This window comes from Pseudoalteromonas sp. ECSMB14103 (assembly GCF_000813065.1).
Lineage (GTDB): Bacteria > Pseudomonadota > Gammaproteobacteria > Enterobacterales > Alteromonadaceae > Pseudoalteromonas > Pseudoalteromonas marina.
The window spans coordinates 23,421-37,804 of record NZ_JWGY01000010.1 but is presented as its reverse complement, the minus strand read 5'-3'; the positions used below and the strand labels follow the sequence as shown (position 1 = coordinate 37,804).

The window sequence follows — 14,384 nt, the reverse complement described above, 5'->3', positions numbered from 1 at the left end:
TTATAACCCACTAATAGCCAACTAACTCTGCATAACCTTTACCTTTAAAACCACCTTGGGTTTTAATTCGCCCCTCCCAGTAGGGAATACTCAATTGATTACGTGAATCGGGGTTACGCGCTTCAATGGTTATAGGCTCAAACCCCTCAACATTAAGCTGCCATTTAATAGGGTAGGATTTATTACTTGGCGTTGTTTGCGCCGTTTGGGTTGTAAGCTCAGATGTTTTTAATACCTGTAAGGTCACGTCGTTATTGTCAATAGCGCGTACTTGTCCATCGGAAGTAATGTGTGATGCACTGCAGTAATCATAACTTTGTTGGCCATTACGAATACAAAATGCCATCAAGCCACCCTGCTTTTTATCATCAGCCTGAATGCTAAACCAGTCCCACCCATTTTGGCTCGGATCAATTAACGCCGAAGACCACTCTCTGTCTAACCAAGCATCTCCGGTTACTTGATACGTTTCACCCGCAAATGTAATGTTGCCTTTGGCTTGTAAAAACGGATAACTGTAATAATAAGAGGCATGCCCCTGATGCGTTTTTTGGCTGTAACCTTGCTCGCCATGTTTTACAAGTGGGCTATTAGCCAGCACCAAATTAGCGCTGTAATTTTCCTGCTGCGCCTTTAAGTTAAGCGGTAAAAATGTTGCCTCTTTACTTGCTAACTGCCAATCATCTAAGCGAGCCTCAAATGGCTGCGCAGTAATATTAACTTGCCCCGAGCGACCGTACTTTTCAAACGCATGGTGCTGGGTATCTGATTGTATTGCAAAGTGAGCAAAATACAGCTGCCCGTTCCACCATGGCGACGTTTCAGTTGCAGTGTTTTTATCATCAACAGAGAGCCTAAATAAAGTCCATTGCACACCAAAGGTGTCGCCATTATCGGCCTCTAAATTAGCAGTAACGTACCACCATTCAATACCTTGCTGATGATGCGCCCCATGGTCGCTTGGAAAGCTCAGCCCTTGGTGTTTATTTACAGGTTCACCAAATTGCTGTGCAAATCCGCTATGCATTGGTTTATTTTTACTTATTTGCTCTACTTCTGGCTGGCACGCGCTTAATGTGCCAATAAAAACAAAGATAACGGCTGCTTTTAATCTATTCATGTAAGTCCTATAACTTGGCGACATTATCGGCAACTGCGCTTCGCGTTAATTTTATTAGCGGTAACGCACTCACAAATAAGGCTAAAATAAATATAAGCACAGTAAAACCACCTAATTGCAGCCAATTAACGGTCATGGCCATGGTCCAACCAAAGGCAATGGGCATTACGTAAGTTAATAATACCCACCCAAGGCAAAGCCCCAAAGGTATAGCCAATAACAAGGTGGTTAAAATAATAAGTGCGGCTTGCAATATTTTTGCACCCAATAATTGCAGTTGAGTCACACCCAGCGTTTGTAATACTGCCATAGGCTGCAATTGCCCCCGCCCCAGGGTTAAAAAGCTCACCCACATACCAAATAATGCAATCAGCATAATAAATATATTAAGCGCCTGAGTAACATAAAAAGTTTTACCAAATAACTGCTTAGCAAAGCGCTTAAACTGCTGATTGGCAATGACTTGTTGGCTATCTAATTGGTGCTGTTTTTGAATATATTCGGCTATGGCGTCTACGTCGCTATTGGGCTTTAGCCATAGCGATAAACCATACTCGGTGTAACTTAAGCTGCTATTTACTAGCGCAGTTGTAGTTACTACCACATTTAACCCTTGCTCGCCGTAATCATAATAGGCAGCGCGTACTTGGCACGTTAGTGTATTAATATGCTGCCTTAGGGTTATTACGTCACCGACTGTAAGCGAGTACTGCAGCAAGGCGGGTTCATTCACTAAGCAACCCACAATTCCATTTTTGTTTTTTTCAAATGCTGTAGATGTAGGTGCTTTATTGTTTAACAACGTAAGATGTTGGTTGTAACTGGCCGTTGCACCAAATGCCATAACATCAACAGCAATCATGGAATTAGGTGTTTTAAGCTCACTGTTAGCTGACCAATATACGCCCACCTTTTCAACTTCTGGGAGCTCAGTCAGTTTGGTTCCTAATGCTTGAATGTTTTGATCGGGCCTTACGTACAAATCGGCGCTTAGGCGTTTTTCAAGGTGTGTATCTAAGGTGTCGCTAAAACTGCCAACCATAATTTGCATGCCTACAGCGGCACCCATCGCCATTAAAATGGCGAGTACTGAGCTCAATAATGCAGGTAATTGCACTATGCTATCGGCTTTTAACCACTGAATAATCGGGTTTTGTGTGGGCCATGGCAGCTTAAATACAGCTTTAACTATCGGTGGCGTAACCACAAAAAAGAGCAGTAGCACACAAACACACAGCAACAAGGCGCCCATTTTGGTATTTGCCGTTAGCGCTAAATAACTGGTTGCTGCAATGGCGAGCATTAACATTGGCCACTTAATACGCGCTAAAACAGTACTTAATCGAGCCGACTGGCTGGCTAAAAATCCTAACAAAACAAAAATATTAAGTGTAAAGCCACTGGCAACCATGCTGCTATCGAGGTTTACTACAAAGCTTCTATCTAGTTGGTAAAGCCCTCGAAGAGTGGCCGATACATCCATGACCAAGGCGTTTGCTAGTGCCGCGCCTAATATCGCACCTAACACAGCCGCAAAAAAACTAAGCAACGTTAATTCAATAGCCAGCGCCTTAATTAACGCCGACCGCTGACACCCCAACACCCACATTTGCTGCTGTAAGTGAGCGCGCGCATTATATGCCAGCTTAATTGCGTTAAAGCTTAAAAACGCACCTACCACATAACCCAACAATGCCAGCGCTTGTAAATTAAAGAAAAACGCCTCCGATAGCGCGTCAAAAGCTTGTTCTTGCGCAGCTTCAAGGCGTGCTTGCTCGCCTAGCAACGCGTTTAACTTAGCTGCTTGTTTACTATTTAAACCACTTACTTCAAAGTAACTTATCATCCCATTTGCGCGCAGTAATTTATCAGCAAGGCTAATGTCCACCAGCATGGTCATGCCTAAACCTTTCAGTTCACTTACCGTTAAAGTGCGGGTGGCATCGCCCATTTTTATATTAATACGGCTGTTTTTTAAATTTAGCCGCTGCATTAATTTAGGATCGATATAAACAGTATTTAGTAGCTGTTCAAAACCGGAGTAACTATTGTTTGCTGTTGATGCTGATGCTGAGCTGTCGGTATTTTGTGTAAGCCACTGCAATAAATTGACACCTCTCAGTGCGAGCTTTTGCTGCTTATCGGTTTCAATTACACCTTCTAAAACGGGTTGAACCTGCGTAAAACCAGCGGCCCTAATGCGCGACCACATACTGTTGGGCAACCTGTTTTCACCTAATACAGGGCGTATAAAATGCGTCACGGGGTTTGCAATTAGTGCTGTGGTTTGTTGGTAGCGCTTACCGGCCTCTAGGTTTAAACCTTGTATTGCAGTCAGTAATGCCGCACCTAAACTAAAACCAATAAAAAACAGTAATAACAGCCCTACATGGCGGCGATAAAACTGCATATACGTTATTAAAATAAGTTTAAGTTCAGCCATTAATTTGGCCATCTTTTAAAAATAGTTGCGTTGTAAATTGATTAGCCAATTGCTGACTATGAGTGACCATAATTAGTATTATTTGCTCTTCTTCACACAAGCTTTTTAATAGTGTAACGATATCGAGTGAGCGAGCGGCATCAAGGTTGCCGGTCGGTTCATCAGCCAATAGTAGCTTGGGCTTATTTAATAGCGCACGGCCTATTCCTACTCGTTGCTGCTCACCACCTGATAGCTGTTCAGGCATCGCTTTTAGCTTATTTTCTAAGCCTAGCTTTTTAGCCATTGTATTTACTTCATCGTCGCTCGGCGATAACCCAGTAAGCCTTGCTTGAAAGCACATGTTGTCTTTTACATTTAACGGGCTGAGTAATTGGTAATGCTGAAAAATAATCCCTATTTTACGCCTATAAAGCGCAAGCTCACTGGCACTCAATTCACTAATTTTTTGTTCATTAACCGTAATAGTTCCTGCATCAGGAGACAGTAAACCGGCTAATAAATTTAATAATGTTGTTTTGCCCGAGCCACTATCACCCAGCAAAGCAATGTGTGCAGCGGGTAAAATAGTTAACGATAAATCATTAATTATTTGTCGTTTTGTGCCACCATCTTGGCGTGTAAAAAACACATTATTTAGCGAAATCATAAAAGAAAGGTTATTCCTGTAATAAAAATACGGCCCGTTATATAAACGATACCATAACAGTAATACGGTCACTTAAGCGGATTTTTGATTAATTTTTTGACTCATAGTAAATGCGTTTATTTAACTAAATCAGCAACTAAAACCCAAATAACTGCATAGCGCCTAACAGTAGCTACAAAAGTTTGTTTTTATTTTTTGATTTATATCTATTTTGGGTACATATTAATATCAACTTTATAAGGATATTAATATGAAACGGACACTTTTAGTTATATTACCCACTTTGTTTACATTGGCTGCTTGTGGTTCAGGTGGTTCTGACACAAAGCAAGTCACTCCTCCTGTCAGCACAAATGCGCAACCTGTGGCTGTTATAAGTACTGAACAATCAGAATATAAAATCAATACACCCATTATTTTTAGTGCAGAAAATAGTAGCGATCCTGACGGCGATACACTCACATACCAGTGGCAACTCAGTAGCACAGATAATCAACAAAACATATCGCTTAATACCAACAACCAACGCACTGTTGAATTTTCGGTATCGCAGGCGCAAGACTACACGTTAGAACTTGTTGTAAGCGACGGCAAAATTTCAAGCTCTGTAGTAAGCAAACAAATTACCGTTACCTCAAACGCACAGCTCATTGCAAACGCAGGCAGCACACAAACCGTAAAACAAGGTGGTATAGTTAAATTAACAGCAGCACAAAGTACCGCTACTAATGCGGTAATTAATAGCTACCAATGGCAATTTACCAACAAACCGACATCAAGCACCACACAGCTTGAAAACAGCACCCGAGTTAACAGCCAATTTATTGCCGATAAAGTAGGCGAGTATAGCGTTAAATTAACTATTACTAACTCAGTTGGCGATACTGCCAACAGTAACGTACTTATAAAAAGTGAGCAGCTTACTGTAAATTCTGCGCCAAATGCCGTGATTTCGGTTCAAAACAGTACACTTTCACCCAACCAACTCGTAACACTAAATGGTGAACAAAGTACCGATCCGGATACAAACGACACGCTAAGTTATCAATGGGCAATCACCTCTAAGCCTGAGAACAGCGATCCAAGTTTATCTGATGCAATTGCCAAAAATGCAGGCTTTGCATCGAATGAGTTAGGTGATTACATAATCTCCCTTAGCGTAACCGATGAAGGTAACCTAAGTGATACCGCACAAGTAACCCTAACCGTTGCCACCGAAAACAAAGCGCCTATTGCTGTTCTTACAGAACAAACAGACATAACCTTAAATACATTAACTACCTTGCAATGCCAACAATGTAGCGACCCCGATAACGATCCACTAACTTATAATTGGCAACTGCAAGCAAAGCCTGAAAACAGCACTGCGCAATTACAGCAAAATACATCGGCTACTCCTTCGCTTACTGCTGATGTTGAAGGCGATTACGTTGTTACCCTAATTGTATCTGACGGTGAACTCAGCTCACCACAAGCAACCTCGGTGCTACATGCAAAGGATAATAAAAAACCAGTTACCTTAGTAAGTTACAAACCTTCAATTAGTGTTGACGAGCAAGCCATCTTAGATGCCTCAGCCAGTTACGACCCTGAAGGCGCCGTTTTAAGTTACCATTGGGAAATAGTTTCGTCGTCAAATCAAGCTGTATTAAGCAGTACAAGTAGCTCAGCGCCCACACTTAGTGCGCCGACAGAAGGGCAAGTTGTTGTTTCACTTAAAACCAATGATGGCGAGCAGTTTTCAGACACGCAAACACTCACTATTAATGTTACGCAAAACGCCCAGCCCGTTATTATGTATACCGGTGAGCTAGTCCGTTATAGCACCGTTGGTAGTACAGTTACCTTTGATGCAAGCCAAAGCTATGACCCAGAGGGGACCGCGCTTAGCTATGAATGGGAGCTGTCTACACCAACAGATTCATCTGCTAATTTAAGTAGCACCAACCAAAACATAACCGAATTAACACCTGATCTAACTGGTAACTACACCTTAACGCTCACGGTGACTGATGCCGACAACTACCAAGCTAGCATTCAATTTACAGTTACAGCGACTGATTCATCGCAAATAACGGGCAACATAAAAGGGCAAATTACCAACGTGCAACGAACCGCAATTAGTAATGCCAAACTCACAATTAACAATGTGCCGTACACCACAAATAGCGCAGGTCAGTTTAACGAAACACTTAACTTAGCTGAAGGTGAAAACATTACTATAGCTAGCACCGATCCGCGCCTTGCTAATGCCATCTATAACTCTCCCGCAATTACCCAAAATAACTTTACGATAGACTTAGAACAAAACAGTTTACCCGTATTTCAAAGCGTGGAGGTTACCGTATTTGTATGTCCTGAGTTTACCGGGCCAGATACCATTAACGTAAACTTTAACATGACCGAAACACTGCTAGCCTCTGCACGTTTTGAATATCAATTTAACCAAACTCAGGCACTCGTTTTGCAAAAATCAGGAAGCACCTACCTAGATAGCGAACTGCTTATAGACCTACCAGCAACTGCTAAATTTGAGGTGACGGTAACCGAAAGCAACGTTGAGAACACTTATAATTGGCCTATTACTATTTTTTATTCAGCGTCTGACGATCCAAGATCAGCTATTATAAACATATGTAATATTTAGCCTTGTTGTGTGCGTTTTTAAAACGCACACAACAAATAACAGCATATATCCACATAACTCATTGTATTTTATACGCACCTAAGCCATGCTATTTATCTCAACGTTAATAAGGTAAGCACGTGTTAGAAATAGCGTTAATATACTTAGCTGCGGCTATTGTGGCGGTTCCTATCGCCAAGCGAGTGGGCCTTGGCTCGGTACTGGGTTACTTAATTGCCGGCATACTCATTGGCCCCTATGCATTAGGGGTAGTGGGCGATCAAACAGATGTAATGCATTTCGCCGAATTTGGCGTAGTGATGATGCTATTTTTAGTTGGCCTTGAACTGCAACCTTCCCGCTTATGGAAGCTTCGCCACTCAATTTTAGGACTCGGTGGCCTGCAAGTAGTGCTAACCGCCGCCGTTATTTTTGCGTTTTGTTTTTGGTTTTTTACCATGCCTTGGCAAACCGCACTCGCTATTGGTTTAATGCTCGCGTTATCGTCAACCGCTATTGTACTGCAAAGCCTTGAAGAAAAAGGCTGGCTAAAGCGCGAAGCCGGCCAAAATGCATTCTCAGTTCTATTATTTCAAGACATAGCCATTATTCCTATTTTGGCACTGCTGCCATTACTTGCCTTTGCTCCACCAAGTAGCTCTAAAGAAATCAGCCATTCTATTATTGCCAACTGGCCAGTATGGCAACAAGTTGCTGTATCGGTAGGCGTGATCGCAGCCATTATTGCCGGTGGTAAATACGTATCAGCCCCATTATTTAGATACATAGCTAAAACTCACATGCGTGAAATATTCACTATTTTTGCGCTATTTTTAGTGGTGGCTATTGCTCTTGTTATGCAAAGTATTGGGCTTTCACCAGCATTAGGAACGTTTTTAGCAGGGGTAGTCCTTGCCGAAAGTGAATTTAGGCACGAGCTCGAAGCCGATATAGAGCCCTTTAAAGGCCTACTTCTAGGGTTATTTTTTATAACCGTAGGTGCTTCTATCAACTTTGAGTTATTGGCTAGTGAGTTTTCAACTGTTATCGCACTTGTTGCATTACTTATTGTGGTAAAAGCCTGTATTTTATATGCCCTTGCCATTACCTTTAACATCAGTAAAAAACAGCGCTTACTATTTGCATTAGCCCTTGCACAAGGCGGCGAATTTGCCTTTGTATTATTAAGCGTAACCACAACACTGGCTATCTTAACACCAGAACAAACAAGCTTAGTAACCCTGGTCGTCGCCGTATCCATGTTAGTAGCGCCGCTGTTGTTAATGATGTACGAACAACTCGAAAAGCGCAGCCATACCAGTGCGCCAGAGTTCGACAAGCCAGAGCAAATTAGCACAGCTAAACACGTTATTATTGCGGGCTACGGACGGTTTGGACAAATTATGGGCCGTTTATTACACGCCCAAGGCTACGAAATAACAGTACTCGATCACAGCCCCAGCCAAATAGAATTACTACGCCGCTTTGGTAATACCGTATTTTATGGTGACGCCGCCCGCCAAGAACTCCTTGAAGCCGCAGGCGCTCATACCGCACAAATGCTGGTTGTTGCCATTGATGACCCAGACAAAACCATTGAAATAATTGAGCTTGCCCACAAAAACTACCCACAATTAAAAATTGTTGCCCGCGCAATAGACCGTCGCCACGCTTACAAATTACTTAATTTAAAAGTAGATGCCTTTAACCGCGAAACCGTCGATTCAGCTATTAATTTAGCCGTAGAAGCACTCGAGCTACTTGGAAACAACAAACAAGATGCCGAGCGCGCCGGTAAGCTGTTTAGAGAGCACGATCGCGCTGCGGTTGTACAACTTGCCGAACTATGGGGTGACGATGCCAGCTATGGCGTAGCCGTGCGCCAACGAATGGAAGATTTAAAGCAAGTATTACAACAAGACAGGCAAGCACAAAATGATTTAAATACCTGCGATAGCGGCGATTGCGAAGATGGCCTAACAGAGCTCGCCGATAGGCCTAAAAAGCCTGATGATACTCATTTGGAGTAGTGTTAAGGCTTTTATATTTGTGCTGTTGGCAATAGCTGGCAGCACATAAACTGGGGATATGATTGCTAAACGCTCTATTAAGCCTGCAGCTATCACTGCGAAGAACATTCAATCCCTAAATAATTTTTAATAATATTTTTGTTTTTTTGAATCATTTTTCCAACGACGATAACCCCTTAAGAAGCTTTCAACATCAGTATTTTCACCGAATGTGTTATTATTTTTTTCTGAGCATTCTAGTAAGTATTGTTCCGCAACGGCCTGCAATGATTCCTTTTTATCAATAACCCATTTTAATTCAAAATCCATATACTTAGTAATCTTAGACACGTTTATACAATGATCGAATGGCTTATCTTTTCCGAAGAAATCTTCAGATAGATCAGTTTTCCCTCCGCTAATCATATGAGCTCTAAAACAACTCGCGACAACAATTAATAACTCAGGGGGTGGATAAAGCCCAGATTCTATAAGGTATAAAAAGCTGTTTAATGGATTGCTTTCTACTTGTTCACGCTCAATTACATTATGTGATGAGTTTTCCCTAAGCATATTCCAGCTACGTTCAAACTCTGAATAGTATGGAAACTCATTATGTTTATAAGAAGCTTTTAAAATTTCTCTCACTTCCACTACATCTTTAAGTGTATTTTTATAAGCGCCTGCAAATAAAGCTTTCCCTTGAACTAACTCAGTCAACTCATCAATATCCATTTTTTCACCCTAATTTAAATACTAATAAAACAAGACAAATACAAACAGTAACTGTTGAAACATTCTCAACTCTCACTGCGCTTAATAGTTTCATAATCAACTTTTCCATTACTAATTAGCCTCTTTATATTGGATTAGTTTCCATTATGATGCTTGGCTAAATATAGTCACGGACAGGATACTGAATGATTGTCCGTTTATAGAAGCAAAAAACCATTAACTCAATTAATGAATGAGTCTCTAGCTTTATTTTTTACTATAAAGATGCTTTAAATCTTGCTCTCGTACCGATTTTAAGTAACTTATGTTTTATCAAAAAAGAACCTCCTGCGATATGTTAACTTTGAAAATACGAAAAAAAGGTATCTGATTAGGTTATATCTGTGGCAAGAATTTAGGGAAGCTCTTTCAGCATTACTTGTAGCTCATAACTGTCATTCTTTCAGCTATGAGCTACTTCATTTAAAAACGCTAAACCCTAGTGATGGTGCCCGCCTTGAATCGCTTCACCTTGCTGGTTGTAAAACCCTGTTGCACCGTGCTCTATAAAACCTAGGTTTATCATTTTTGCTAAAAACGGGTCGTTTTCGTTATCGCCAATGTCGGCGTAATCGGTGGTTTGAAAGCGGTCCCACTGTGCAAATTGCGAAGTAATTTGCTGCTTGTTGTAGCTTACGTTATTTAAGCTTAGTAACGTGATTGTTTGGTTTTTTGTGTTATTTACACTAAAAGATTTAACAAGCTGGGTTTGGCTATAAAAAGCAAGTGTGTAGGTATTTTCACCCTCTTGGTAGGTGTAGTTTTTTACCTCATCACAGCCTGTGCCTTGCGTTTTTGTAAGGGTCATTTTTTTAATTAAGTGATTATCCACCAGCTGATTTTTAGCACTCCAATTTTGTACGCCGCGCACTTCCGATGGCTGATACTCAATACCGCGTTGTTGGGCATTAAAATAACGTATTGGACGAATTTGTTTATTAGCTAAATGTTGCCACAGCTCAGTAGTAACATCGCTTTGATGTGCGACTTGCTGGTTATTACGCCAAAGTGTAAGTACCTGACTACTTTGCTTATTTTTGTGGGTGTTGGTAATTGTGTAGTCGGCTTTTAAATACTGGCTATTTAGGTTGCACTGAGTGGCAACTGCGCTGGCGCTTGTTAGTGTGGCAACCAACATGGTTGCGAGTAATGATAATGCTGTTTTCATGGTGCTCTCTATATTTAACGTCACTGTTATTGCCATAACATAACCACTAACAATGGCATTTTTATGACATAAAAAAGCCCGCAAAATAATGCGGGCTTTTAATAGGCTCTATTTACTGAGCCACTGTTTCATCGGCTGTTTTAACTAGGTCTGCGGCAAAGTCCATTACATGGAATAAAAAGCTTTGCTCGTTTGTGCCTGTTACTAAATGTGCACCTGGGCCCATTGCGTAAACACCTACATCTTCACCCGCGTGGGTTTCTGAACTAAGTGGTACTAACGACTCTTGGTGAAAGCCCGGTGTGGTTGTATCAACATTTGTTAAATCAACACGCCCTGTAACCGGTGCAGCTAAGTAAGAAGCGTCGGCATTGGTTTCATCGCCTAAGTCTCTGTAGCCTAAACCATTGGTGTAGCCTACTGTAGTATATGGCATGTCGTCGGCTGCAAGGCTTGGCTCGGTTTGGCCAACTGCAACCACCTTACCTAATATTGGGTTACCACGTTTTGGGTAGCCTGCAATAGTAAATACATGGCTGTGATCGGCAGTCACCACAATCAGCGTTTCTTCTGGGTTAGTGCTGTCCATAGCGGCTTTAACGGCTTTAGCAAATTCAATGGTGTCGTTAAGCGCGTTGTATGCATTGCCTGCGTGGTGTGCATGATCTATTCGCCCGGCCTCTACCGATAAGAAAAAGCCGTTTTCGTTGTTGTTAAGCACGTTGATTGCTTTTTCGGTCATTTGTGAAAGCGAAGGCTCGCCCGCTACATCGTTTGCACGGTCAGCTTCGTATTGCATGTGAGATTCGTTAAATAAACCAAACACCTTTGTAGCATCGTCGCTAATTGCATCAAACCCTGTTTGGTCCATTACGTAGTTGCCATTAGGGTAAGTAGCTTGCCACTCGGTTACTAAGTTACGGCCATCGGTACGATCCCCTTCAACTGCGCTGATTGCATCGCTTGAATTAGCTGCGGCATCTTTTGGTAAAAAGTGACGACGACCGCCACCCATTACTACGTCAATACCATCTACATCAATGCCTGCAAAGCGTGCTTCTAGGTTAGCTTCAAAGTTAACAAGTTGCGATGCAATGTCTTCACATGCGTCTGAACCTGCTGGCATATCAGAGTTATCTTCCCAGTTACGATCAGCCGACTTCGCATACGTTGCCGCGGGTGTTGCGTGAGTAATACGTGCCGTTGAAATAAGGCCTGTTGCTTTACCTGCTATTTCAGCAAGCTCAAGCGAGGTGACCAGCTCATTACCTGCAACGGTTGAACAAACACCGCGCTCAATGTCTTCGTCTACACCGATTACGCCAACATCAGTTTTAACACCTGACACCATTGCCGTCATTGTGCCTGCTGAATCAGGTGTTTGTGCATCTACGTTGTACGTTTTAACAAAGCCTGAGTAAGGCATGGTTTCAAAACTAAGTTGGTAGTCTTCACCCATACCGCCTTCAAGCTGGCCCGCTAAAATACGTGCAGCCGTAACGGTAGAAATACCCATACCGTCGCCAACAAATAAAATAACATTTTTCGCCTTGCCCGACTCTGTAACCGCCTCGGTATTAGCTTGCTGCGTTGCTGATAACTTTGTTTGCGCGTCGCTATACCAGGCATTACCTGTAAGGTTAGCTAATTGCTCAGTAGTTAGCGACGTTGCCGGCGCATTACACACTAGGTTAGATGAGTTAACTTCGCCGCTATCGAGTACACCATTTTCGTTTGTATCTACGCCTACTTGGGTTTCTACACCGCCATTAATACATTGCGCTGAGCCCACGGCTATGGCGTTGTCTACTGCGATAATGTTGTTATCACTTTTATCGTCATCACTTGAACAACCCGCTAGCGCGACCATTACTGCTAAAGAAAGTACTGTTAATTTTTTCATGTTCGCCGCCATTATTGCTGAGTTAATTCAAGAGCTTGGTTAATTAGATGAAATACAACGTTTTGCTCAATAACGCCTTGAGCAAGTTGTGCACCAGGGCCTTTAGCATGCAATGAAATATCTTCACCAGCATGCGTTTCAGAGCCTAGTGGTACGGTTGTTTCTTGGTGAAAACCAGGGGTTGTTGTATCAACGCCGTTTAGCTCAACACGCCCAGCGACTGGGCCGCTTAAGTACGCTGCATCAGCGTTTGTTTCATCACCTAGGTCTCTAAAACCTAAACCATTTGCATACCCTACTGTAGTGTATGGCATGTCATCGGCAGCAAGGCTTGGCGCTGTTTGGCCTACGGCCACTACTTGGCCTAAAATTGGGTTACCGCGCTTAGGGTAACCAGCAATAGTAAATACGTGACTGTGATCGGCAGTGACTAAAATAAGGGTTTCTTCTGGGTTGGTATTATCGATTGCCGCTTGCACTGCATTGGCAAATTCAATGGTGTCGTTAAGTGCGTTGTAAGCGTTACCCGCATGATGTGCGTGGTCAATTCGGCCCGACTCAACCGTTAAGAAAAAGCCATTTTCGTTTTTACCCAGTACATCAATCGCTTTAGTCGTCATGTCGGTAAGTGAAGGCTCGCCTGCTACATCGTTTGCACGGTCAGCTTCGTATTGCATGTGCGATTCGTTAAATAAGCCAAATACTTTCGTAGCGTCATCGGCAATCGCATCAAACCCTGCTTGGTCCATGACGTACGTTGCATTTGGATATTGTGTTTGCCACTCAGTGACAAGGTTACGCTCATCGGTACGATCGCCTTCAACGGCGCTTGTTGCATCGCTTGAATTAGCCGCAGCATCTTTTGGTAAAAAATGACGACGACCGCCGCCCATTACAAAATCAAGGCCGTCTACGTCGGTACCTAAAAAGCGCGCTTCTAGGTTTTTTTCAAAGTTAACCAGTTGAGATGCAATATCTTCACAGGCTTCTGACCCTTCTGGCATATCTGAAATATCTTCCCAGTTACGGTCTGCCGATTTAGCATACGTGGCCGCTGGCGTTGCATGGGTAATACGCGCTGTAGAAATAACCCCTGTTGCAAGGCCTTTAATTTCAGCTAGTTCTGTTGCGGTTAAAAGCTCGTTACCCGATACAGTTGAACACACACCGCGCTCAATGTCTTCGTCTACACCAATTACGCCTACATCGGTTTTAACACCTGAGATCATTGCGGTCATTGTGCCTGCAGAATCCGGCGTTTGCGCATCTACGTTATACGTTTTAACTTGCGCAGAATACGGGAATTCTTCAAAGCTTAAATAACCTTCTTCACCTGGGTTGCCTGCTCGTTGGCCTTTTAAAATACGTGCTGCCGTTAGGGTAGAAATACCCATGCCGTCACCCACAAATAAAATTACATTTTTTGCTTTTGTAACTTGTGCACTTTGTGCCTGAGTATTTTTAGTAGCTAACGTAGTTTGTGCGTTTGTATACCAGTTATTGTCTGTTTGGCTTTGTGGTAATACATTGGCATGACTTGCAGCGCTTAACATAAATGTTAGCCCAACCGCCGCAGCGACTTTTTTAATTTTCATCCTTTATTATTCCCATTATGTAGTGGTTATTTTTGCTTGAAGCTAAAACCTCAAATAAGTAACCGCTGCACTATAGAAAATACATATGACTAATAAA

Annotated in this window: 9 protein-coding genes; 2 read left to right on the top strand and 7 right to left on the bottom strand. The window is 42.4% G+C overall.

Annotated features, from left to right (window positions below; all coding sequences use genetic code 11):
- Positions 1-10: 10 nt before the first annotated feature.
- The 3 genes from RF53_RS15170 to RF53_RS15160 are packed head-to-tail and all read right to left on the bottom strand — an operon-like array spanning position 11 to position 4,212.
- On the bottom strand, positions 11-1,120 hold the full coding sequence (locus RF53_RS15170; protein ID WP_039038171.1) for a lipocalin-like domain-containing protein: 1,110 nt from the start codon (positions 1,118-1,120) through the stop codon (positions 11-13).
- Between the two features lie 7 nt (positions 1,121-1,127).
- Complete coding sequence (locus RF53_RS15165; protein ID WP_052242908.1) at positions 1,128-3,563, bottom strand: FtsX-like permease family protein; 2,436 nt, start codon at positions 3,561-3,563, stop codon at positions 1,128-1,130.
- Positions 3,556-4,212: an ABC transporter ATP-binding protein gene (locus RF53_RS15160; RefSeq protein ID WP_039038169.1), complete on the bottom strand. Its 657-nt coding sequence runs from the start codon at positions 4,210-4,212 to the stop codon at positions 3,556-3,558. Before RF53_RS15160 ends, RF53_RS15165 begins: the two co-directional genes overlap by 8 nt.
- Positions 4,213-4,462: 250 nt before the next feature.
- Between RF53_RS15160 and RF53_RS15155 the strand changes: the two genes are divergently transcribed.
- Positions 4,463-6,859: a PKD domain-containing protein gene (locus RF53_RS15155; RefSeq protein WP_039038168.1), complete on the top strand. Its 2,397-nt coding sequence runs from the start codon at positions 4,463-4,465 to the stop codon at positions 6,857-6,859.
- Between the two features lie 119 nt (positions 6,860-6,978).
- Positions 6,979-8,868: a monovalent cation:proton antiporter-2 (CPA2) family protein gene (locus RF53_RS15150; RefSeq protein ID WP_039038167.1), complete on the top strand. Its 1,890-nt coding sequence runs from the start codon at positions 6,979-6,981 to the stop codon at positions 8,866-8,868.
- A 126-nt stretch (positions 8,869-8,994) separates the two neighbouring features.
- Here RF53_RS15150 and RF53_RS15145 read toward each other — a convergent pair whose 3' ends face one another.
- From RF53_RS15145 to RF53_RS15130, 4 genes are all read right to left on the bottom strand, one after another.
- Positions 8,995-9,582 carry a hypothetical protein gene (locus RF53_RS15145; protein ID WP_039038166.1) on the bottom strand — a complete coding sequence of 196 codons (588 nt, stop codon included), beginning with the start codon at positions 9,580-9,582 and terminating at the stop codon, positions 8,995-8,997.
- A 478-nt stretch (positions 9,583-10,060) separates the two neighbouring features.
- Entirely contained in the window at positions 10,061-10,789 is a 729-nt protein-coding gene (locus tag RF53_RS15140) for a hypothetical protein (protein ID WP_039038165.1), read from the bottom strand.
- Between the two features lie 112 nt (positions 10,790-10,901).
- Entirely contained in the window at positions 10,902-12,692 is a 1,791-nt protein-coding gene (locus RF53_RS15135; RefSeq protein ID WP_039038164.1) for an alkaline phosphatase, read from the bottom strand.
- A gap of 11 nt (positions 12,693-12,703) precedes the next feature.
- Positions 12,704-14,287 (bottom strand): alkaline phosphatase, encoded by a 1,584-nt coding sequence (locus RF53_RS15130; protein ID WP_039038163.1) that lies wholly within the window; start codon positions 14,285-14,287, stop codon positions 12,704-12,706.
- Positions 14,288-14,384 lie beyond the last annotated feature (97 nt).